This is a genomic window from Sphingopyxis sp. H073, from assembly GCF_001468395.1.
GTDB lineage: Bacteria > Pseudomonadota > Alphaproteobacteria > Sphingomonadales > Sphingomonadaceae > Sphingopyxis.
Window position 1 is genome coordinate 88,716 of record NZ_LNSG01000010.1, and the last position, 22,378, is coordinate 111,093.

Annotated in this window: 20 protein-coding genes and 1 pseudogene; 8 read left to right on the forward strand and 13 right to left on the reverse strand. The window is 59.1% G+C overall.

Features of this window, described 5'->3' with window-relative positions; genetic code table 11:
* Positions 1 to 116: 116 nt before the first annotated feature.
* From ATE64_RS17475 to ATE64_RS17515, 9 genes are read right to left on the reverse strand one after another with little or no spacing between them, the layout of a single operon-like run.
* Positions 117 to 1,094: an alpha/beta hydrolase gene (locus ATE64_RS17475; protein WP_037557592.1), complete on the reverse strand. Its 978-nt coding sequence runs from the start codon at positions 1,092 to 1,094 to the stop codon at positions 117 to 119.
* Complete coding sequence (locus ATE64_RS17480; RefSeq protein WP_052182483.1) at positions 1,091 to 2,728, reverse strand: NAD(P)/FAD-dependent oxidoreductase; 1,638 nt, start codon at positions 2,726 to 2,728, stop codon at positions 1,091 to 1,093. Before ATE64_RS17480 ends, ATE64_RS17475 begins: the two co-directional genes overlap by 4 nt.
* Positions 2,725 to 4,371 (reverse strand): acyl-CoA synthetase, encoded by a 1,647-nt coding sequence (locus ATE64_RS17485; RefSeq protein ID WP_209023547.1) that lies wholly within the window; start codon positions 4,369 to 4,371, stop codon positions 2,725 to 2,727. Before ATE64_RS17485 ends, ATE64_RS17480 begins: the two co-directional genes overlap by 4 nt.
* 24 nt (positions 4,372 to 4,395) lie before the next feature.
* Entirely contained in the window at positions 4,396 to 5,487 is a 1,092-nt protein-coding gene (locus tag ATE64_RS17490) for an acyl-CoA dehydrogenase family protein (RefSeq protein WP_037557595.1), read from the reverse strand.
* On the reverse strand, positions 5,487 to 6,737 hold the full coding sequence (locus ATE64_RS17495; RefSeq protein ID WP_037557597.1) for an acyl-CoA dehydrogenase family protein: 1,251 nt from the start codon (positions 6,735 to 6,737) through the stop codon (positions 5,487 to 5,489). Before ATE64_RS17495 ends, ATE64_RS17490 begins: the two co-directional genes overlap by 1 nt.
* A gap of 7 nt (positions 6,738 to 6,744) precedes the next feature.
* A complete protein-coding gene (locus ATE64_RS17500) occupies positions 6,745 to 7,206 on the reverse strand; it encodes an OB-fold domain-containing protein (protein ID WP_037557599.1) in 462 nt (153 codons plus the stop codon).
* Positions 7,203 to 8,393: a transporter gene (locus ATE64_RS17505; RefSeq protein WP_037557601.1), complete on the reverse strand. Its 1,191-nt coding sequence runs from the start codon at positions 8,391 to 8,393 to the stop codon at positions 7,203 to 7,205. The genes ATE64_RS17500 and ATE64_RS17505 overlap by 4 nt, the downstream gene beginning before the upstream one ends.
* A 25-nt stretch (positions 8,394 to 8,418) precedes the next feature.
* Positions 8,419 to 9,561 (reverse strand): nitronate monooxygenase, encoded by a 1,143-nt coding sequence (locus tag ATE64_RS17510; protein WP_037557602.1) that lies wholly within the window; start codon positions 9,559 to 9,561, stop codon positions 8,419 to 8,421.
* Between the two features lie 42 nt (positions 9,562 to 9,603).
* The gene (locus tag ATE64_RS17515; protein WP_037557604.1) at positions 9,604 to 10,344 is read right to left on the reverse strand and encodes an FCD domain-containing protein; all 741 of its coding nucleotides are present in this window, start codon (positions 10,342 to 10,344) and stop codon (positions 9,604 to 9,606) included.
* A 186-nt stretch (positions 10,345 to 10,530) separates the two neighbouring features.
* Here ATE64_RS17515 and ATE64_RS17520 point away from each other — a divergent pair, with 186 nt between their 5' ends.
* Positions 10,531 to 11,793: a cytochrome P450 gene (locus ATE64_RS17520; RefSeq protein WP_037557605.1), complete on the forward strand. Its 1,263-nt coding sequence runs from the start codon at positions 10,531 to 10,533 to the stop codon at positions 11,791 to 11,793.
* Positions 11,794 to 11,823: 30 nt separating this feature from the next.
* Positions 11,824 to 12,150 (forward strand): 2Fe-2S iron-sulfur cluster-binding protein, encoded by a 327-nt coding sequence (locus tag ATE64_RS21305; RefSeq protein WP_081933243.1) that lies wholly within the window; start codon positions 11,824 to 11,826, stop codon positions 12,148 to 12,150.
* Positions 12,151 to 12,321: 171 nt separating this feature from the next.
* On the opposite strand, the gene ATE64_RS21310 is transcribed toward ATE64_RS21305, so the two are convergent.
* Genes ATE64_RS21310 through ATE64_RS17540 form a run of 3 tightly spaced genes read right to left on the reverse strand, consistent with a single transcriptional unit; the run spans position 12,322 to position 15,239 of the window.
* Positions 12,322 to 13,095: an NUDIX domain-containing protein gene (locus tag ATE64_RS21310; protein ID WP_197410089.1), complete on the reverse strand. Its 774-nt coding sequence runs from the start codon at positions 13,093 to 13,095 to the stop codon at positions 12,322 to 12,324.
* Between the two features lie 60 nt (positions 13,096 to 13,155).
* A complete protein-coding gene (locus ATE64_RS17535; RefSeq protein WP_037557607.1) occupies positions 13,156 to 14,745 on the reverse strand; it encodes an AarF/UbiB family protein in 1,590 nt (529 codons plus the stop codon).
* A 5-nt stretch (positions 14,746 to 14,750) separates the two neighbouring features.
* Entirely contained in the window at positions 14,751 to 15,239 is a 489-nt protein-coding gene (locus tag ATE64_RS17540; RefSeq protein ID WP_052182484.1) for a MarR family transcriptional regulator, read from the reverse strand.
* 131 nt (positions 15,240 to 15,370) lie between these two features.
* Here ATE64_RS17540 and ATE64_RS17545 point away from each other — a divergent pair, with 131 nt between their 5' ends.
* The 3 genes from ATE64_RS17545 to ATE64_RS17555 are packed head-to-tail and all read left to right on the forward strand — an operon-like array spanning position 15,371 to position 19,537.
* Complete coding sequence (locus tag ATE64_RS17545) at positions 15,371 to 16,498, forward strand: HlyD family secretion protein (protein ID WP_037557697.1); 1,128 nt, start codon at positions 15,371 to 15,373, stop codon at positions 16,496 to 16,498.
* Positions 16,495 to 18,066, forward strand: a complete 1,572-nt coding sequence (locus ATE64_RS17550) for an MDR family MFS transporter (protein ID WP_137752007.1) — start codon at positions 16,495 to 16,497, stop codon at positions 18,064 to 18,066. The genes ATE64_RS17545 and ATE64_RS17550 overlap by 4 nt, the downstream gene beginning before the upstream one ends.
* Before the next feature lie 7 nt (positions 18,067 to 18,073).
* A complete protein-coding gene (locus ATE64_RS17555; RefSeq protein ID WP_037557608.1) occupies positions 18,074 to 19,537 on the forward strand; it encodes an efflux transporter outer membrane subunit in 1,464 nt (487 codons plus the stop codon).
* A gap of 493 nt (positions 19,538 to 20,030) precedes the next feature.
* On the opposite strand, the gene ATE64_RS17560 is transcribed toward ATE64_RS17555, so the two are convergent.
* Entirely contained in the window at positions 20,031 to 20,498 is a 468-nt protein-coding gene (locus tag ATE64_RS17560; RefSeq protein WP_058456270.1) for a TonB-dependent receptor plug domain-containing protein, read from the reverse strand.
* A gap of 11 nt (positions 20,499 to 20,509) precedes the next feature.
* Here ATE64_RS17560 and ATE64_RS22405 point away from each other — a divergent pair.
* The 3 genes and pseudogenes from ATE64_RS22405 to ATE64_RS17565 all read left to right on the forward strand — a co-directional run.
* Positions 20,510 to 20,764 (forward strand): annotated as a pseudogene (locus ATE64_RS22405) (hypothetical protein); the annotation flags it as partial.
* On the forward strand, positions 20,761 to 21,132 hold the full coding sequence (locus tag ATE64_RS22270; RefSeq protein ID WP_231729246.1) for a hypothetical protein: 372 nt from the start codon (positions 20,761 to 20,763) through the stop codon (positions 21,130 to 21,132). The pseudogene ATE64_RS22405 and the gene ATE64_RS22270, both read left to right, overlap by 4 nt.
* Positions 21,027 to 22,367, forward strand: a complete 1,341-nt coding sequence (locus ATE64_RS17565) for an FAD-linked oxidase C-terminal domain-containing protein (RefSeq protein WP_231729245.1) — start codon at positions 21,027 to 21,029, stop codon at positions 22,365 to 22,367. Before ATE64_RS22270 ends, ATE64_RS17565 begins: the two co-directional genes overlap by 106 nt.
* Positions 22,368 to 22,378 lie beyond the last annotated feature (11 nt).

Genomic DNA, 22,378 nt, shown 5'->3' on the forward strand with positions numbered 1-22,378 from the left:
TAGTATTTATGTCTTGCTGTGCAAAAGAGGCCTCATCGTTTAACTAAATGTTGGATCGGCAATTCTCGCATCGCCATTACGGTCGCATGCAACCATAAAATCGCGCTAGACGTTGCTCAAGTCGGCGCTTCCCAAAGCCGGAGAAGGCTCCTCAACGCGGTGACAAAGGCCAGCGGCTGGTCGAGCATCAGATGGTGGCGGGCTTGAGGCACGGCAATGATCGGAATGGCTCCTCCCCCCAGTTCACGAACATATGCCACGGAATCCCGGTTGAAGAGCTGGCTCTCCTCGCCGTGAACGATAGCCTTGCGGCCCGGCGCGTTCACTAGGCGCTCGCCGATGGTGAGCCACTCGTCGGGCCGGTTGCTCCTCCGGAACACTTCGGGAGAGAATTTCCACGTCCAACCCTCCCCGTCACGCCGCAGAGAATGAAAGGCCATATAGTCCAAAAGAAATGGCTCACCGACAGGCTGGGGTGGGGAAAGGACGTATCGACTGCGCGCCGCGTCGTAGCTGGGATAGCGACTTTTGGCTTTGTCCGGGTCGCCGGATCCGGGGCTGGCGCGGCGGAGATTCCAATACGCTTGCAAGAGCGCAGGTCGCATGACCATCAGGTCGCAAACCACAATGCCGGAGAAGGTATCGGGCGATTGGGTGACGGCCGTCAACGCTGCGCCAGAACCGAAACTGTGGGCAATGATCGTGGGCTTGTGGCCATCCGCAAACAGTCCAAGCGCTTCGGCAATTTCGCCGAACTCGCGCCCCCTGGCCAAGGGGTCGGCGTGCCCTCGCATTTCGCTGTCGCCCATGCCGGCAAGATCGAAGGCCACCACATCATAATCTTCGGCCAGAAACGGCGCGATGAAGGAAAAGCAGCGGGCATGCGAGAGAAAACCGTGCGTCATCAGTACCTTGGGTTTCGCCCGGTCGCCCCAGCGAAAGTAATGCGCTTTGGCACCCTCGATCTCTACATAGCCTTCCTCGCGCGGCACCCTGAGAGCGGAAACGAACCATTCGGGCAGATGCGAACCATCGCCCGCCCAGAGAGCGTCGATGTCCTCGGGGCAATCTTCAATCTTTACCGCCTCGTTCATATTGTTGGGCCGTCCTTGCGTGTGAGTTTTTCGAAAGCGAAGCCAGCATAGCTGCCGGCCGCCTCTTCGTCGCAGAGCGCGGCATAGCCAGACACGCTCGGAAAATTGATGAGCTGGCGCTTCTTTCCCGGAATATTCGCGCCCATGTACCATGAGGCCGCCTCGGGAAAGAGCGTCATCGCGCCAGCCGCGGCAACCATTTCAGTCCAGCCAGTTTCGGCAGCCGGTTTGCCCTCGAAAAGATCGATGTCCCTCCTACGCAACCAGACCATGAAATCGCAAATCCAGTCGCCCTGTATTTCCGCGCTTGTCGGGCCATTGGCGAAACCCGACGGGCTGAGAGGACCATAAGCGAACAACATGTTGGGAAAACCCGACACCGCCATGCCGAGATAGGCGCGCACACCGTCTTCCCACGCCTGCCAAAGGGGAAGCCCCTCCCTCCCGGTGATGTTCATGTCGATCAACCCGCCACGCCCGGCATCGAAGCCGGTCGCAAAAATGATCAGATCGCATTCGACCTCACCGTCTTCCATCTTGATGGCCTGGGGCTCGATACGGATGATCGCGTTTGCCTTCAGATCGACCAGCGCGACATTATCCTGCTCGAAAATTTCATAATATCCCTGTTCGAGCGAGGGTCTTTTCGTGCCGAAAGGATGCGGCGGCTCCGCAGGCGCAAGTTTCTCGGCCAGAACGGGGTCGATAATCCGCGCGAGAACCTTTTTGCGCCAGAACTCATAGGCGTAGCGGTTCGCTTCGCGATTGGTCAGTATGTCGGCAAAGTTGTTGTACCAGAATTTGAGGCCGCCCTGCCGCCACAGGGTCTCGAAATGGTTGTTGCGCGTCGTGGCGTCTACATCGAGCGCGGAGATGTCAAGCGACTGGCATTCGAATCCCCCGTTCGTTCGCTTGCGCCGAACAAAAATGGCGGGATAGCCCTGCTTATCACGCTGCTGAATGTCTTCGGTAAGCCGTTCCTGGCGCATGGGCAGGCCCAGAATAGGAGTCCTCTGAAACAAGGTCAGCTTTTCTGCGCATTTGGCGGCCTCCTGCGCGATCTGCACTCCGCTCGCACCAGTGCCGATGACGGCGATCCGGCGGCCCGAAAGATCGATACCCTGTTGCGGCCATCGCGCCGTGTGACACCAATCGCCTTCGAACGCCGCGATTCCTCGCATATCGGGAATATACGGCTTCGATGCGAATCCCAAAGCGGGCAGAAGGAAGTGTGTCGATATTCCTTCCCCGCCCTCAAGCTGCAGGCGCCACCGTCGTCCCTCTTCATCGAACCTTGCGCTTTGGACCCTCGATCCCATCCGCATAAGCGGCCAAAGGCCCAGCGTATCGCAAACATGCCGGAAATAGGCTCTGAGCTCCTTCCATCCGGGAAAGCGCTCGCTCCAGGCCCATGATTTCCAAACCTCGGGTATCGAAAACTCATAGAGCGGTACCTGCGAGTCCACGCGGGCACCGGGATAGCAATTCCAGTACCAAATGCCGCCGGGCTGGGCGGCCGCATCTACCAGCAGCACCTTGAACCCGGCGTCACGCAATTTGTGCAGCAGATAGATGCCGCTGAAGCCTGCACCGACGATCACGGCATCGTAATCGGGAGAGCCAGTCGATCTCACGTCGCGACATTCGATCGTTCGGCAATCGCTTTTGCCGTTGCATAATCGGCCTTGCCGTTCGAGGCTCGCATGGGGATGTCTGTCGGAATTATGGTCTTGGGAGTTTTGTATCCCGCCAAATGTGCGCGCACATGGGTTTTGACCGCTTGTTCGTCGAACTGGGCGTGGTCGTTGAGGTGGACGATCGCGGTTACGGCTTGGCCCCATTTATCATCCGGCACGCCTACGACCAGCGCGTCCCCGATGGCGGGATGGGTCTTGAGCACTTCCTCGACCTCCTCGGGATAAACTTTCTCTCCCGCCGTGTTGATGCAGACGCTTCCGCGGCCGAGCAAGGTCAGGCTGCCATCGGCTTCTACCCGACACCAGTCGCCCGGAATGGAATAGCGCACCCCATCGATCGTGCGAAACGTCTTCGCGGATTTCTCGGGGTCCTTGTAATAGCCTATGGGGATCGCACCCTTCCGGGCGATAAATCCCGGCACGCCGCTCCCCGGTTCGACTTTCTGGTCGGTTTCGTCGAAAACATCGCAGAACTCGCCGATCCCAAATTTCGCGGTGTTCGTGCCGCCCTCCGCAGTGGTGACGGCAAGGCCGAAGCCGAGGCCTTCGGATGCGCCAAAACTGTCCATCAGTACGATTTGCGGAATATGCCGGCACAGGCCGGACTTGACCTCCTTGCTCCACATCACACCGGAAGAGAGGATTGTAACGAGGCTGCTGGTATCCCAGCGGCCAGGGTGGTCGTCGAGCGCGGAAAGCATTGGCTTGGCAAAGGCGTCGCCCACGATCGCTATACCTTCCACCTTGTGCCTTTCCACCGTATCCCACAGTTCCTCGGCATCGAAAGACCATGCCTCCAACGTAACTATCGCGCCGCCAGACATCAGCGTGCCGATCGCAGTGATAAAGCCCGTTCCGTGCATCAGCGGGCAAGAGGAAAGCGTGCGCCTGCCCGGGCCTTCGCGGGCGATCAGCGCGACATTTTCTTCGAGTGTCTCTGGAACGGGGCCGAGCAACTTCTGTGCGTCGAGTTGGGCCTTGCGCATGTCATCATGACGCCACATCACGCCCTTGGGCATTCCGGTCGTACCACCCGTATAGATGAAAAGCAGATCGGCGGGCGAGCGTGTGATGCCGAGCGCCGATCCGTCCCCCTCTTGCGCGAGAGTCTCATAGTGGATCGCAAAGGGCGCGATTGAAGACAGCTCGCCAATTTCGACGAAGGTGCGAACCTTCCTAAGCCGGTCGTTGAGTTCGACGATAGTGTCGCGGAATTCCGAACTGTAAACGATGACCTCGCTGTCGGAATCGTCGAAGATATAAAACACCTCTTCGGCCCGATAACGGTAATTGATGTTCACATGCGTCAAACGCCCCTTGAAGCAGGCCGCCATCAACTCGCCATATTCGGGTCGGTTGCGCATATAGAAGGCGACCTTCGCGCCATCGCGGATGCCGCGTTGGCGCAACCCGCGGGCGATATTGTTCGAGCGCGCCGACATCTCGGGCCAGGTGACGATCCGGTCTCCATGTATCAGAGCCGGCGCATCTTCGGGCATGAAGGGCTCGATCGCGTCGAGAATATCCCCGAGATTCCAGTCGATCACATTGATTCTCCTCTCTGGACGGGGCCGCAGCATCGGGGCGCATGACTCCCGTTACTATCAGGCTGCTCTCGTCCAACCCTGCAGAGCCGCTGCCTCGGCTCGCACCGCTTCGGGGCCACCCAAGACCTGCCGATCGAAGCCGATCCGTTTGAACCAGTAGTGCAGGCCGAGCAGATCGGTGAACCCCATCCCGCCATGCACTTCAGTGGCGGTGCGGGCGACAAATCGGTGGACGTCGCCCGTGAGGGATTTCGCATGGCAAGCCGCGAGAGATGCATCCTCCGGCAGCGCATCGAAGACATGGGCGGCGTACCAGACCAGCGCGCGGCACGGTTCATGGCGTGCGGCCATTTCGGCGCACATGTGCTTTACCGCCTGGAAGCTGCCGATAGGGCGGCCGAACTGCTCTCGCTGACCAGCATAATCGACCGCCTTTTCAATCATGGCCTGCCCTGCGCCTAAGCTGTCGGCGGCAAGGATCACGCGGCCAGCATCGCGCAGCCGAGCCGATGCTGTGCCGCCGTCGTCGGCAAGCGGATCGGTCTCGACAGCCGCAAAGGACAATTCTCCCACGCTGCGCGTGCGATCGATGGTGGTGAGGCGGGTCGCCTTGAGTCCCGATGCTAGGGCTGGGACGAGGTGCAGCCTGCCACCGGCGTCCGCTACGAGATACGCGTCCGCGCCTTCGAAATCGAGGCAGAACAGGGCGGTGCCGCTAAGCTTCCCTTCGACGAATTGAACTCCCGCGCCGTCGCGCGCCTGGACCGTCGCGGAAATCGCGACTCCGATACGGGCCTCGCCACGCGCGATCTTCGGAAGCCATTGGCACTTTTGCTTGTTAGTTCCTGCCTCGCTCAGCGCGATCGGGGCGAGAACTACGCTGGCTAGAAATGGCGCTGGTGTGACCGCATAGGCGAGTTGTTCCGCCACGACCGCAGCGTCGAGAAGGGTCATGCCTAGGCCACCATGCTCTTCGGGGACAAGCATGGCTGGGACCGCCAGATCGTGGAGGGCTCCGAAAATAGTGTCACTTAACGGGTTGTCGCGCCCGGCACATTCGCGGACATGCTCAAGCGGGGAGGTATCGGCAAGACACCGCGCAACTGCGTCGCGCAGTATCTGCTGATCCTGCGAAAGGCCGAAGTCCATCACGCCGCTCCCTGCCTGTCGGTCTGCATGCCTGCCGCTCCCTTCGCTTCGTCGGAAATCCGCGCCAGCTTCGGCTCGCGCGGCATCTCTAGGCCACGTTCGGCGATGATGTTCTTCTGGATCTGCGCGGTGCCGCCACCTATTATGAGGCCGAGTTGGAACATATAGTTCCATTGCCAAGCCCCTCCGTCTCGTTCCCGCGGGCTGCGGTGATACAAAATGCCCATCTCGCCCATCGCGTCGATCGCCAGCGCAGAGATCTGATGCGCGACCTCGCAACTCTGCAGTTTGACGATCAGCTTCGCCATGCCGCCAGGCTCGCCCTTGAGGCTGTTCGATAGAATGCGCATTCCATTACATTTCATCGCCGTCACTTCGGCCTGGAGCGCCACCAGCCGGTCGCGCAGGACCGCATTGTCGATCGCCCGACCTTCGCCGATGGATTCCTGCTGCATCAGGCCAATCAATGCCTGCAGCCGGTTCTCGAGTGCGTCGGGATCGCCCAGCATTCCGCGCTCGTGGCCAAGCGTTGCGTTCGCGACGAACCAGCCCTGTCCTCGCTGGCCGACGATCTGGTCCACCGGAACCCGCACATTAGTAAAGAATGTCTCGTTGAACTCGGCGTGACCGGTCATCGTCTTCAAGGGGCGTACCTCGATCCCCGGTATGTCCATCGAGAAAATCAGATAAGAGATACCGCTATGCTTCGAGGCCTCGAGTTCGGTCCTCACAAGGCAAAAGATCATGTCGGCTTGCTTCGCGGTGCTGGTCCAGATTTTCTGGCCATTTATAACGAATTCTCCATTTTCGATGCGCGCGCTGGTCTTGAGGTTGGCGAGGTCCGATCCCGCACCGGGTTCGGAATATCCTTGGCACCACACGACTTCGCCCGTCAGCGTTGCTGCGATCCACCGCCGCTTCTGTTCATCGGTGCCCAACTCGAGCAAAGTCGGGACGAGCATTGAGATGCCCTGGTTCGCCAAGCCGCTCGGAAGCCGAGCTCGCGAAAACTCTTCCGCGATAATGCGCGATTTGAGTATATCCGGCGCCGCTCCGTAGCCGCCATATTCGGCCGGTATCGTGCGCGCCGTATAGCCGTGCTCGATCAATAGCTTTTGCCATCGGATAGCTTCGGCTGAGGGCCGGGAGAACCGGGTGGCGGAGGGTGGCGCCAAATGTCTGTGCGCATTGATGAAGGCGCGGATCTCCGCGCGGAAGGCGTCATATTGGGGGCCGTAGTCGAGATCCATGTCGTCTCTACCCTTCACGCGGACGAAAAACAGGAAGGCGAAAGTCCCCCCCGATCATTTCGAAATCGAGTTCGACCGGCAGATCGAGTGCGAGGATGTCACGCTCGCAATCCACGAGGCGCGTGGCCATGCGCACGCCTTCCTCAAGTTCCACCACGGCAGCCACGAACGGGACGTCGGCGGCAAAAGCGGGGTGCAGCGCCTGATGGGTCACGGTCCAGGAAAAAAGCGTGCCCTTGCCGCTGCTGGGTTCCCAGGAATAGTCTGGCGAGCCGCATCGTGCACACATGTAGCGAGGCAGGTGGCGAAAGATGCCGCAACTTCCGCAACGCTGGAAATAGAGTTGACCGTCCTGGCACAGCCTCCAGAACTCCTGTTCGATCGGGTCCTGCGGCCGCGGCTGCGGCTTGGCCGGCGTTGCCTGCGCGGAGGGCCGCGCCTTGGGAGGCACATCATGCTCGTCGCTCATGCAAACCTCCTGAGGATCGCGATGCTGCCATCGCCAAGGTCTCCCCAGCCTGTCACAAGGCCGGTCTGGGCTCCGATCACTTGACGCTCGCCGCAGTCATGGCGCAGCTGTCGTACTGCTTCCACAACATGGTTGAGACCCCAGACATGCGCCTCGCTAAGCAAGCCGCCATGGGTGTTGATCGGTAAGCGCCCGCCCAGCTCGATCTGGCCATTGGCGACAAATTCGGCCTGCGCGCCAGGCTCGCAATATCCGAGCGATTCGAGCTGCAGCAGAACGATATAGGTGAAACAATCGTAGATCTGGAGGAAGTCCATGTCGTCGCGCGTGACGCCCGCCATATCGAATGCGCGCGGGGCGGCATCGCTGAGGCCGATCTTGAAGGGGTCGGGGCGGGAAGGGATGTCGTCGGCGGGATAGGGATGGCCTTCGGCCGCGCCGGCGATGCTGACGGGCACATGCGGCATGTCTTTGGCACGGTCCATGCGCGAGAGGACGACAGCACAGGCGCCATCGGTCTCGAGGCAGCAATCGTAGAGGCGAAACGGCTCAGATATCCAGCGCGCCGAATAATAGGTTTCCGCGTCGAGTTCGCGGCCATAGGTAAAGGCGCGTGGATTCAATTGCGCATGACGGCGGCAGGCGAGCGCCACGGCCGCCATCGCATCTTCGCCAACGCCGTAGAGCTTCGAGTGACGGGTCGCCAGCCAGGCGTACATCTGCACCGGCAACAATACGCCGTAGGGGCTGTAGTAGCCTTGGATCGTATTGGTCAGGGTGTTCATGTTCATCGGCCGGGTGGGCGGGGCGCCCGGCTTAGGTCTGAGAGCGGAATAGCCGTTCCAGCCCAGTGTCACGAGCACATGATCGCATAGACCACAGGCGATCGCCATGGCGGCATTCTGTAGTGCCGTTGTCGGGCTGGCGCCGCCCATGTGCACGGTTGCCGCATAGCGCAGCACATCAATGCCCAGATTGGCGGCCATCTCCTCCGACGTCGTATAGATTGGCGGCGGCACCATGCCGTCGATATCGGAGGGTTTCAGTCCAGCATCCGCGATGGCCCGGCGCGAGGCGGTGAGCATCATTTCCACTGCAGTCCGCTCGGTGCCCTTGACGAAATCGGTCTGGCCGACCCCGGTGATTGCTGCCTTGTCGGCAAAGGAAAGGGTGGATGAAAGATTCATGCCGCGTCCCTGTCTCGCTCGCCGGTCAGAAATGAGTTCCGGCGCCGGCCAATGCTCTCTCCGCGCCCTCTATAAGGTCGCGCATCACGACTGCCGCTGGGCGGATCGCATCGATCAGACCAATCCCCTGGCCTGCGAAGCCGGGCATGATGTCCTTGCGTGCGGCCTTGATGCCAGAAGCCATGACAGGCCCCGAAACCATCGACTGATAAGGCATCGGAAGCGGCTCTTTGCCGGCCGCCACCCAAGCATCGGCCCATTTGTTCCGAATCATCCGGGCAGGCTTGCCCGTTAGCGATCGGCTGACCACCGTATCGGCATCGCCGCTTTCGGTGATGGCTTCTTTCTGAAATTGTTCGATACCTGCTTCGTCGGTTGCGAGGAACGCCGATCCGATCCACGCCCCCTGGGCGCCGAGCATCATCGCTGCGGCGACTCCGCGACCATCGGCTATTCCTCCCGCACCGATTACGGGAACACGATCGCCGACTGCATCAACCACTTGCGGAATCAGCGAGAAGGTTCCGACAGGAGAGTTGTGGCCGCCGCCGTCGTGACCCTGCGCGACGATCAGGTCGATACCCGATTCCACTACCTGCAGGGCGTGCTTGACCTTTCCGATCACCGCCATGACCTTGGTGCCATTGGCATGAAGGCGTTCCATCCACGGTTCGGGATTGCCAAGGCCTGCGGCATAGACCGGCACTTTTTCTTCGATGATTACTTCCATCTGCGCTTCGAAGAACTCCCGCGAGAACAGCTGCAGTCCGCCCTTGCCCATGTCCGGGGCGCCCGCCGCGCGCATCGCCGTGGCGGCGTCCACTGCGGGCAAATGCTCGCGCTCCATGAATTCGCGGGTGAACTCCTGATATTCGCCGAGCAAAGCCAGGGGGTTTTCTGCTACACCTCCGCTCTCCGGCGCCGAACCGCGCCTGACAGACGCCGGCAGCAAGGTATCGACCCCAAAAGGCATGTCGGTCATCTCGCGGGTTTGCCTGATCCAGCTACGTAACTGGTCGGGCGAGCATGCGGCAGCGCCGAGAACACCAAGTCCGCCTGCGTTCGACACCGCGGCAGCGAGTGCAGGCACGCTCGCCCCGCCCATTCCAGCCAGAAGAATCGGATATTCGATCCCGAGAATTTTGCAAACAGGGCTCTTCAGCGCCATTATCCTACCCTCTCCGTTCCGCGCCCGATCAGACGCAATTTTCTAAATCTGCCCCCACCTGACACGCTGGGATACAAGCTCGGGGCTTCGCTCTGCCAGATAGGACGCGGATCCCGAGACGAGCCGGGCCATGGCCTGACGCGCCGCTTCGGAATCCCCGGTGCGTACTGCTTCGAGGACACGGCGGAGGAATCGCAATTGGACCGCTCGCTCCTGCGCCGAATAGCCAAGTGAGTGAGAGAATTCGCGCGTAATTAAATGCAGCGTCGACGTTAATAGCCCGAACAATGGATTGCCGCTGGCCCAGCCGAGAAGGTCATGAAAACGACGGTTCAGTTCCTCGAACTGGCCTCCGGCTTCATTTCGTTCCAGCTCTTTGAGGCAATCGGCGAGTGCGCTCAGGTCGCCGGTAGTCGCGCGCTGGGCGGCGTAGGCGGCAACATCCGCGGCGATCGCTTCACGTAGTTCGAGCAGGCCTCTGAGGTCGGCGTCCATGAAATGCAGAATTAGCGAGAGACTGTTTGCAAAGTCGCCGGTCTGCGGACGCGCAACCACCGGACCGCCGCTACGGCCCAGCTGAAGATGGATAACGCCCTGGAGCTCAAGGAAGCGGAGCGCTTCGCGCAAGGTCGCTCGCGCGACATCATATCGCGCAAGCATTTCTTCCTCACGCGGCAACCTGTCGCCCGGGGCGTGTGCACCTGCCTCGATATCGCGAACGATGTGCTGGGCAAGCGAGAGTGCGCGCTTAGCTTTCTTCGCGTTTTCGACTTTCAGCAACATCACTCTGCCTCACCCCTGTCACGAAGCCTTATAAGATTTAAGTTCCGTTTATGTCCATGGTCGTGAGATAAAAATGTTTCAGATGCAAAAAAATGATAAAACCTTATAAGCATTATTGACTGAGCCTCAGAAGGGATTTACGATTTCAAGTAGGGCAATTGTGCTGTTATCGACGAAGGGCGCGACATGGATACCGACATGGTGGAGCCGAATATCCGCGAAAAGGTCGCTTTCATCCCGATCGACGAGATTGATGTTGCGCGTCCGAGCCTTTTCCAGAAAGACACGGTCGGCCTGTTCTTCGAGCGGCTTCGCCGAGAGGAGCCGGTCCACTACTGCCGCGAAAGCTATGTCGGACCATATTGGTCGATTACAAAGTTCGACGACATCATGGCCGTGGACACCAACCATAAGGTATTTTCGTCAGAGGCGAAGCTCGGCGGTATCGCCATCGAGGACATGCACTCGGCGAAAAGCGCGCTTGAACTTGAAATGTTCATCGCGATGGACCCACCAAAGCACAACCAGCAACGAAAGGCCGTTACTGGTGCGGTCGCGCCGTCCAACTTGCTGCTGCTTGAGCCAACTATCCGCGAACGAGCATGCCAAATCCTCGACGACTTGCCGGTCGGCGAAGATATTGATTGGGTTGATAAGGTGGCGGTCGAATTGACCACAATGACCCTTGCGACCCTGTTCGACTTCCCGTGGGAGGAACGCCGCAAGCTCACGCGCTGGTCCGACGTCACAACGGCCGCCCCTGAAACTGGGATCGTCGCATCCTATGAGGCGCGGCGCGCAGAGCTGATCGAATGCGCAATGTATTTCAAGGGTCTGTGGGAGCAGCGCATCAATGCGGAGCCGAAGAATGACCTGATCTCCATGATGGCGCATTCTCCGGCGACACGGGACATGCCCTTCCTGGAGTTTCTGGGCAACCTCTTGCTGCTTATCGTGGGCGGCAATGACACCACGCGCAACTCGATCAGCGGTGGTGTCCTGGCACTGAACCAGAACCCGGACGCGTATTTGAAATTGAATAACGATCCTGGGCTCATCACTAGCATGGTGCCAGAGATCATCCGCTGGCAGACACCGCTGACCCATATGCGCCGCACGGCGCTGCAAGATTGGGAGATCGGCGGCAAGAAGATCAGAAAAGGCGACAAGGTTGTGATGTGGTACCTGTCGGGTAACCGCGACGAGACGGTCATCGACAGGGCGGACGAGTTCATCATAGACCGTAAGAACCCACGGCATCATCTGTCTTTCGGCTATGGCATTCATCGCTGTATGGGCAACCGGCTCGCAGAACTGCAACTACGGATCATCTGGGAAGAGATCCACAAGCGGTTCGCGAAGATCGAAGTGACCGGTGAACCCGAGCGCCTGTTCTCGAACCTAGTGCGAGGGATTACGAAACTGCCGGTGAGGCTCCACGCCCGCTGATTGGCTGATTCAAAAAAAGCGGAGCTTGATATGGTCAAAGTGACGTTCGTTTCCAGCGATGGAACGCGGAGGGCAGTCGACATAGCCGAAGGTGAGACAGCGCGCGAAGCGGCGCTGTTCAACGATGTGCCGGGCATCGACGGTGATTGCGGCGGGGTGTGCGCTTGTGCAACCTGCCATGTGTTTGTGGATCCGGCCTGGATCGACAAGGTCGGCCGCTTGGCCGAAGGCGGTGCGGAGGCAGACCTCCTGCAGTTTGCGGAAGGGGCGAACGAATATAGTCGCCTCGCTTGCCAGATTCCCATCGAGCCCTTGGTGGAAGGTCTGATTCTGCATGTTCCCGAGCAGCAATACTGACATGCCTGCGTGACGCGTGTTTCACACGACGCTCGACTGTCTGAAATCGCGAGTAGAGCTCAACCAGGAGGTACTCGCTACCTTTCAGAGGTCCCAGCATCAAATGGCGGATCTGTGCTGACCTAGCTCTCGTGCGCCCGCGAGTCGAGGGGGGCGTGCCAACAGTGCCTTTCAACTTAAAATTTCATACGCTGCGCCGTATCCCGCGTTGGCGGGAATAGTGAGGATGTTCGTGCCGTCTCGCTGGATGACTTCTGGAAGGACCGGCACGATTTCGCGAGCCTTGGCCCGCGCGACGCAATCGTCTGCGCTCGCAGCTTCGGCTAGCAGTTGCAGGTTCAATCTCGTAGGAAAGATGATCGTTCGTTCACCGCTGACACCCAGTTTCAGGGCTTTGCTTGGCGAAAGCCATTCCGCATCAACGGTTTCATATCCATCACATGCTGCGATCTGGCGCTCTGGGGCGCGAACGACGAAGAAATGAGTGTCGAAGCGCTTTTGCATAAAGCTGGGCGTGATCCACCGCGCGAACTCGCTCAGGCGATCAAGGCGCAGTTGCACATCGGCCTCACGCACAATGTCGAAAAATTCGCGCTCGCCTCGCTCGACGGCTTTGCGGCTTTCAAGATCGCAAATATCCTCGAACTCGCTACCGTCGCGATGATCGGCCAGCAGGATGCCTGCTTCCTCAAAGGCTTCACGAATCGCGGCAATCCGGAGGGTGCGCTGCGTAGGATCTAGCGTTTTCCAACCCCTGCAATAATCGGCCCATTCAGGCGCTTCATCGGCAGCAGAAGGCTTTCCACCCGGAAAGACCAGCGCGCCGGATGCAAAATCGATCTGGTGATGCCGCTTGACCATCAGCACCTGGAACTCCGGCTCGTCGCGAAGCAACAGCATGGTGGCTGCGGGGACCGGATTGACTGGCTTCTGCAGGGTCATCATAAACTCCAGTTTGAATTGGCCTGATATTGGACGCTGGCCCGTTCAGGCTGAGCAACGATCTTATCGCCATTTGCGCAGAAGAACCAACCCGGCAAGAGCCAGTGCAACACTTGCAAGCACCCAGGACTGATTCGCAAGCAGCGCCGCGGAGACGATAAGTGCGGCCGCCACAGGACCTTTGACAGGCTGGCTCGCGCGGCGAATGGCTGCAAGCCGTTCAAAACTGGCCGGATCGATCTGGACAGGCACGTACCCGGACTTGGCGATCACGGCGGCGTTATCGAGAAGGTCGGGCATGACCGCCGCCAAGGCGAGGAGTTTTCGGCGAACTTTTTTTAGATTGGGCTGATTTCGGCCGAGAGAGAATCTTTCCGCGAACAGCTCCAACATGATGGGGCGTGTTTCCTCCCCAATATTATAACCAGGCGCAAAGGAACGCGCAAACCCCTCCGCCGTGAGCAATGTTCGAAGAAGGATCGCCAGATCAGGCGGAAGTGCGAGCTGATAGTCTCGCAGGAGATCGAACACGCGGCTGAAAATATGCGAGAACTCAATCCCCGAAAGGACGGTTCCTCTGAATTCACCTATCAGCTGGTCCAAATTCTGGGTGAGCCCATCACGGTCAACTTTTGGATTTCCGGCCCATTCGAGCAACACGTTCGCGACGTCGGCTGTGTCCTCGTCGGCTATAGCCATGACAAGTCGCACCAGCTCCTCGCGTCTCGCCTTCGTGAGAGTGCCGACCGATCCAAAGTCGATAAAGCCCACATCCTGTTCCCCGATAAGGAAAACATTGCCCGGATGCGGATCGCCATGGAATTCGCCATTCAGAATGATCATGCGCAGGACTGCATTCGCATATTGTCTCGCGAACGCCGCCACGCGTGGGTCGGTCGAGCCGGCCTCGAGCGCAGACGCGGGCGTTCCATACAGCCGCTCCTGGACGTTGACCCGTATCCCCGTCAGTTCCCAATGAATTGTTGGAGTCTTGATCCCAAGCGTGTCAAGATAGCCACCGATACGCTCGCATGCACGAGCTTCGGCTGCCAGATCCATTTCCCAGGCAAGATTTCTGCCAAAGGTTCGCAGGAACTCTACGGGGCGATAGCGGGCGATTTCAGGGGATCGATCCTCGGCAACGGCGGCGAGGCGCGACAGCAGCCGCACATCGGCCTCCATTCGCGCAGCAGTGCCCGGACGCCGCACCTTTATGATAACGCCGGCGCCGTCGAGCAGCGAAGCAGAGTAGGTCTGCGCTACCGAAGCCGAAGCCAGTGGTTGTTCATCGAATTGGGTGAATTCCCCTCGCCAGTCAGCTCCCCAGCTTGCGGCAAGGATGGGCTCGATTTCTTCGAATGGCACCGGAGAAACCTGATCGTGGAGCGTCGCGAAGGCAGCAATCCAGGACCTGGAAAACAGATCGCTGCGCGTCGCCAGCAGCTGTCCAAGCTTTATTCCGACCGGACCAATGTCGCGCAGGAGTGCGACGACCGCCGCCGGCCGCAATTCACCTGGATCGATTGAATTGGCAGGATGCGGAATGACGCCGAGCGCGCCCGCCAGGCTTTTGGCGCCGTGCCGGACAAGAATCTGTCCTATCTCGGCGGCGCGTGCGATGTCTCCTATCGGTTTATCTCGGAACCCAGGCATATGTCCTATTCCGCATCGGTCCGGCTCTGATCGAGATTCGACGCAATCCGCACAAGAATGTCCAGCAACGTCCGTTTTTCGTCGCGCGTGGCGTTCCGCCATAAGACCCTATGCAGCCCGTCCGCGGATTCTCTCAGTTGGGGCAACAACCTGTCGAGCTCCTGGGTCAGGATGAGCTGCCATGCCCGGCCGTCCGTTTTGGCTCGTCGCCTTTCCATCAATCCTTTCTCACAAAGGCCAGCGACGGCTTGACCGATCGTGGCGGATTCCAACTCTAGTCGCTTGGCAATTCCGGCCTGCGTCAACGATGGTTCGCGGAGAAGTTGTCCGATGATGCGCCACTGCGTCTGATTGAGGCCGCTCTTGGCAATCCGTGCGTCATAAGCGCGCCTCGCCCCCCGACTAATCTCGTCCATCAAATATAGCATACGGTCGTCGTCGGTGAGGGCGCCTTCGCGAAGCCGTGGCGGCATTGTGTCGAGATTTGCGTTCATACCGCTGCCTAGTCCGTTTCGTGGGAATGCCAAAACGCAAATTACTAAACGATTTTACTAACTGGATGGAACGGTCTACGCCACGCCATGAAGCGACTTAGCACATGTCCAAAATCCTTCGAAAGAGGCAGATGACCGACGAACCAAATGAGCGGGAACAGGATCGCGCGCCCGCATCCAGCCTGAAATCGCAACCCAAATTTCGCCTCATCCTCATCATAGCCATCACTGCTGCGCTGATTGCAGGTGGTTGGTGGTATTACAGGCATGTCACCTATGGGCAGTACATGCAGTCGACCGACAACGCCTATGTCGCGGCCGACAGCGTTGTGGTTTCATCAAAAGTGGCCGGATACGTGGACGCGGTGCTCGTCTCTGAGAACGGGTGGGTCAGTCCCGGCGAGGCGCTCGTGCAACTGGATGTGCGAGATTATAGAGCCCAGGCGCAACAGGCGCGTGCGCAGATTGCGGCGACGCTGGCCGGCGCCGACACAATCCGCTCGCAAGTAACCGAACAGGACTCAGCGATTCGACAGGCGCGGGCCCAACTCGCCGCCAAGCGCGCGGCGCTCGACCTCGCCAATGAGCAGGTAGCGAGGTATCGCCCCCTCGCCGCGACCGGTGCGGAGCCGCGAGAAAAGCTTCAACAATATGAGACACAGGCGCAGCAAGCGCACGCCGACTTTGTTGCTGCCCAGGCAGCAGTCTCTGCCGCCAACGGTCGGAGGGCCACCTTGTTCAAACAGATCGACCAGACCGAAGCCCAAGCTGACGCGGCCCGCGCGCAGCTGGAAGCGGCCGACCTAGATGTCACATCGACCCTGCTGCGAGCCAGCAAGGGAGGTCGCGTTGGCGATCTAACAGTAAGGGTCGGCCAATTCGTTCAGCCCGGCCAGCGATTGATGACGGTGGTTCCGGTAAACGAAATCTACGTCATCGCTAATTTCAAGGAGACGCAGGTCGGCCTTTTGCGGGCGGGGCAACCGGTCAAGCTCGAGGTCGACGCACTTCCCGACTTTGAGATTGCCGGACGCGTTGAGAGCATCTCCCCCGGAACCGGAGCAGAATTTTCAATCCTGCCGCCCGAAAACGCCACAGGGAATTTCACCAAGATTGTTCAGCGGATAACGGTTCGTATCGCGATAATAGCCTCGCCCAAAGTGCGTCGTCTGCTCGTCCCGGGCATGTCGGTTGTGGCAGTTGTCGACACGCGAAATGCTGCCGGAGAGCTGAAAGAGATCTCGAGTACCGACAAATGACCGCCGAGTTGGCATCGAACAGCGCCTCTGGTACTCCGACTGCAGACAGGCGGAATGCCGATATCACCGCGTGGATAGCGGTCGCAGCGGGCGCACTTGGCGCCATGCTCGCAACACTCGATATCTCTATCGTCAATTCCGCGCTTCCGGTGATCCAGGGCGAAATCGGAGCCAGCGGCACCGAGGGAACCTGGATTGCCACCGCATTTCTCGTAGCCGAAATCGTGGTAATTCCGCTTAGCGCCTGGCTTGAACGCCTTTTTGGACTGCGAAATCTGCTCATCATTGCGGTTTCCGCGTTCACCGGCTTTTCAATTCTTTGCGGTATGGCGACCGACCTCACGACCATGATCATCGGTCGCACGGGTCAGGGTTTCATGGGTGGTGCGCTGATACCGACTGCGATGACCATCGTGGCGAAAAGATTGCCGCCCCATCAACAGCCGATCGGCATGGCGCTGTTCGGCATGACAGTGATTCTGGGTCCGGTCATGGGGCCGCTGATCGGTGGCTGGCTGACCGAAAATTTGAGCTGGCACTATGCCTTCTTTGTCAATGTTCCAATCTGCGCTGTGCTGCTGCTGCTGCTATTCGTCGGGCTTCCTCACGAAGAGCCGAAGTGGGAGTATCTGACCGATGCTGATTGGGCGGGCATTGCCGGCCTGATTCTGGGGTTGGGCGCTTTGACTGTGTTGCTTGAGGAGGGGCATCGCGAGGAATGGTTTGAATCCGCTCTTATTCGCTGGCTGGCCCTCATTGCCGTCATCGGTTTCGCTTCACTGATCTACGGGCAGCTGAATGCGTCCAAGCCCGTCCTGAAACTCCGCCTCCTTCTCAATCGCCAATTCGGAAGCGTTGCGGTGATGGCTCTCGCCTTGGGAATGGTGATGTATGGTTCGACCTACGTCATTCCCCAATTTCTTGCGATCATATCGGATTATAACGCTTTTCAAACCGGGCTCGTTATATTTTGGATGGGTATTCCGGCCTTTGTGCTTATGCCGATCCTGCCCTTAATGATCCGTAGGCTCCACATCCGCATTGCCGTCGGAGTCGCAATGCTTCTGATGGCGGCCAGCTGTTTCGTCAGCATAAGCCTCACCGCGGAATCCGGGGGCGCCGTATTCATCGAAAGCCAGCTTATTCGGGGTGTTGGCATGATTCTGTCCATGATGTTCCTGAACCAGGCTACCGTAGCCTCAGTGGCAAATACAGATGCTGGCGATGCCTCCGGTATTTTTAACGCCGCTCGAAATCTCGGAGGATCTTTCGCTTTGGCCGGACTGGCTTCGTTTCAGGACCAGCGGATCTGGCACCATAGCCGGCGCATGGAAGAAACGCTGAATGCCAACAGTGTTTCGCTCCAGATTTATCTTGATGAACTCGCGAAAAGCTTCGGCGGGATGGAGGGTGCCATGTCGATGCTAGGCCGGACCATCCAGCGGGACGCGTTCGTAATGACCTACAATGATGTGTTCTTGGCGATGGGCGTCCTAACCTTGATGACCGTTCCTTTGGTCATCTTTTTGAAGCCGCTTCCCAGGAATGTTTCCCTTTCGATGCACTGAGCCTGATATGATAAAAAAATCTGTAATATCGCTTCTCGCCTCGTTTCTGCTGGCCGGTTGTGTCGCGGGCCCAGACTACGCCGGGCCTCCAGAAGTATTCTCGGCGAACCGAAATGACGGCTTTGTCCGTGCCGGCGGTAACGTCAGCGATGCCGAGCCCGAGCTGGCAGATTGGTGGCTCCTTTTGAACGATCCGGAATTGAACAGGCTTATCGAGGCCGCGTTATCGGACAATCCTTCGCTTCAGGCTGCGCAAGCGCGGATCGCGCAGGCGCGGGCATCCGTGAGACAGGAGAAGGCCGGAAGATTTCCGACGCTTGGAACCCAGGCGACGGCTATTCAGGGCCGCTTGCCGGGCCTTGATATTCAGAACAGTGCCCCGCCTTCGGCGAGCGCGCCTGTTAGTCCGCAGGGACAGGCGGATGATAGCCTCAGTGTCTACAATCTCGGGCTCAACGCTAACTGGGAGCTGGATTTCGCAGGAGGAACGCAGCGACGGATCGAGGCCGGCAACGCTCAGGCAGCGGCAGCGGTTGCCAATGTGGAGGATGCCAAGGTCCAGCTGACCGCCGAAGTCGCCAATGCCTATGTCAACCTGCGCGAGGCCCAGTTTCGAGCCAAAGCGTACCGAACCGAGTGCGAGTTGCAGCATCAAATCCTCTCGCTAACCTATCAACGGTATCAGCAAGGCGTTTTGCCCCTGTTCCCTCTCGGCAATGCAAATGCCGAGCTCGAGTTGCTCAAGTCTCAGCTCGCCGAGGCCGAAGCTGACACGGCGGTATTGCTCGATGCGCTTGCCATTTTAGCTGGGCAGATCCCAGGGACAACGGACGAAGCGCTGAAACAGATCTTCGATGTTCCCCTCCCGCCGGAACAGGTCGCGGTGGGCGACCCCTCAAACCTTGTCGCACGTCGGCCCGACATCCGCGCGGCCGAACGCAGCCTGGCGGCAGCAACGGCTCGGATCGGTGTTGCGGAGGCCGCACGATTTCCGAAGCTGTCATTCATGGGAATCTTGGGACTTGGCGGAACGTCGCCAGACGATCTCTTTGATGTGAGCAACCCGTCAATTCTCGCTATTCCGCAGCTGCAGTGGAACTTCCTCGATTTCGGAAGGGTCGATGCCTCGGTCGATCAGGCGAGCGCCGCCCGTGCCGAGGCGGTTGCCAACTATCGACAGACAGTGCTTTCTGCACTTCAGGACGCCGAGCGCGCGTTGTCGCGCTTTGGCCAGCAGCGCTCTGCCCTGGTGGCGTTCGCGCAGATCAAGTCCCAGGCAGATGGCGCAGCCGATCTTGATCGACAACGATTTGCCGGCGGAGTGATCTCGCGCGCTGACCTAAATCGCACGCTTCGCAAACAGGAGCAGGCGGCAACCGACCTCGTCCGGGGAAAGGCGGCGCTCACGCTGTCATGGATCGCCCTGCAAAAATCACTCGGCCTGGGATGGCAAATGCAAGCAAAGATTTAATGTCACCTACGAGTGTTGTTAATATAAACTCCAAGGTGCGATATCGGTTCAGAAAGAATCTCATAGGGATTTCACCTGACAATTTTATCTAACCTTAGCAAGAGTATCCTGTGCTTATTCAAACGATCTGTCGGCCGATTTGTGCGCAGCATACTCCTTGCAAGCGACCTGATATAACGCTACGCTGACGTCTACATAATGTCATTGAGGCAAGGCGCGATGTGTGGATCGGCATGGTTAAATGTGTGGGGTCAGTGGTCCCGCTTGCTGGCATGATCCGCTCGACGACGGGCTATGGGAGAGGAAGTTGCCACGGGCGATCCGCTCTCCCGACACCGGTTGGAGACTTGCTGCGATGAATGCGCGCACAGCACCGAACATCTTCGTTCGCGAAGGAGATGGCATTTCAACGTTGGTCGTTGAAGGTGACTGGACAGCGATTTCGATCGCAGGCCTTTCCGGGCATGTTCTGAGTCCCTCGAACCTCTCCTTCTCAAGCGACTTCGGAAACCTGGGAAGGATAGACAGCGCAGGCGCGCTCGCCATCCTGACTCTCGCACCCAATGCGGCATTTACCGCAGACCTGCCCGCCAATCTTGCTGATCTGTTCGCGCTGGTGGAAGCTGTTATTCTCGAAGCCGTAGCGCGCACTCGCCCAGCCTGAGAGATCGAATTCGGGCTCGGCCGAAATGATATTGATCGCGCCGCCGACCGCGTTGCGGCCATAGAGTGCGCCCTGTGTCCCCCGCAGCACCTCGACCCGGCCGATATCGAGGAGATCGAGGCGGGTGAAGTTTCGCCCGCCCACGGGACCACCGGCGATATAGGCACCGTTGCGATACAGGCCGACGCTGGGATCGCCATTGGTCGCGCGCGCGGTCGACGAGGCGCGGATCGAAATCTCGGAAGTGATCGATGAGCTGAGATTGTTGAACCTGACGCTCGGCTGGTCTGCTAGCAATTCGCCGCTGCCGCTTGGGCCCCACCGCCGCGCCCCTGTTCCCGAATGGGAGCTTCAAGGAATTTTCAACGTATAACATCGGCCTCGAGAAGGCCCGAATGGACGCTGCAGGGTGGATGAAAGCGGGACCAGTTCGGCCGCCCTATCATCTCGTACCCGAGCCGTTTCTGGCCGGGGCGCGCAAATCCGGCACGATGTGGGCCGATCTGGGACGCGAGCTGGAACGCGAGCAATCCACGCCATTATCATTGGAGGCAATCCCATGACGAAGCTAGATTTGGACTGGCCTCACAATTTCAATGAGATTCCGAAGGAAGTTTTTGTACGCAAGGACGTTTACGACACCGAACTGCAGCGCATTTTTCATGGCGAGGAGTGGCATCCGGTTTGCCATGAGAGCGAGATCCCGGAACGGGGGGATTTCAAGACGTTTCGTCTCGCCGGTATTCGCCGCTTGCCGATGGCACTCTGCTTCCTTCTGCCGCCGTCGCTCCGGAAAGCGTCGAACAGGTGCAGCGGATCCTTGCCATCGCCAACAGCTTCCGATTGCCGATCTGGACCATCGGGACTGGACGGAACTTCGCATATGGCGGGCCGGCACCCCGCAAATCCGGATATCTTGTCCTCGATCTGAAACGGATGAACCGGATCATCGAAGTCAACGAAAAATATGGATATGCGCTGGTCGAGCCGGGCGTTTCCTACATGCAGCTTTATCGCCACCTGCAGCGGATCGGCAGCAAATTGTGGATCGATCCGGCAGCGCCCGCCTGGGGCGGCGTCATGGGGAACGCGCTCGAGCATGGCGCCGGCTACACGCCCTATGGCGATCACTTCATTATGCAATGCGGGATGGAAGTTGTGCTTGCCGATGGCCAGGTCGTTCGCACGGGCCAGGGAGGCATCTCTAACAGCAAGCATTGGCAGATCAGCAAACATGGGCTCGGACCGCAGTTCGATGGCATGTTCACCCAGTCGAATTTCGGCGTCGTCACCAAACTCGGCATCTGGCTGATGCCGGAGCCGCCCGGTTACAAGCCGTTCATGATCACCTTTCCACGCGAAGAGGATCTCGAGCAGATTTTCGAGATCACGCGCCCGCTCAAGGTGAATCAGGTGATCCCTAACGCAGCGGTCGCGGTCGACCTATTGTGGGAGGCCTCGGCGAAGACCACGCGGCGACATTATTATGACGGCAAGGGGCCGCTCCCGCCGTCGATCCGGACGAAGATCGCCGCGGACCTCAATCTCGGGATGTGGAATTATTACGGCGCCCTCTACGGACCACCGCCCATGATCGAGAATAATTGGAAATTGATCGAGGAGGCATTCAGCAACATTCCGGGCGCCAAGTTCCACTTCGCGCGCGAGAATGATCCTGCGTGGGATTATCGCGTTAAGCTCATGCGCGGCGAACCCAATATGACCGAGTTCAGCATCATGAACTGGATCGGCGGAGGGGGACACGTCAACTTTTCCCCGATTTCCGCGCCCGACGGGGCGGAAGCCTTGGCTCAATATAATCTGATCAAGAAACGCTGCCACGAATTCGGCTTCGACTACATCGGGGAGTTTCTGGTCGGCTGGCGGGACATGCATCACATTTTGATGATCATGTACAATCGGGCCGATGAAACGATGCGCAAGAGCGCCCACGATCTCTTCAGTCTCCTGGTGGATGAGGCCGCGGCGGCGGGGTTCGGCGAATATCGTACTCATCTCGCCTTCATGGACCAGATTGCTGGAACCTATCGTTACAACGACGGGGCGCTTTGGGATCTCCATCACCGCCTGAAGGACGCTCTCGATCCCAACGGCATTCTTTCGCCCGGAAAGCAGGGCATATGGCCGAAGTCGGCGCGTCCCTGATGCCACGCGAC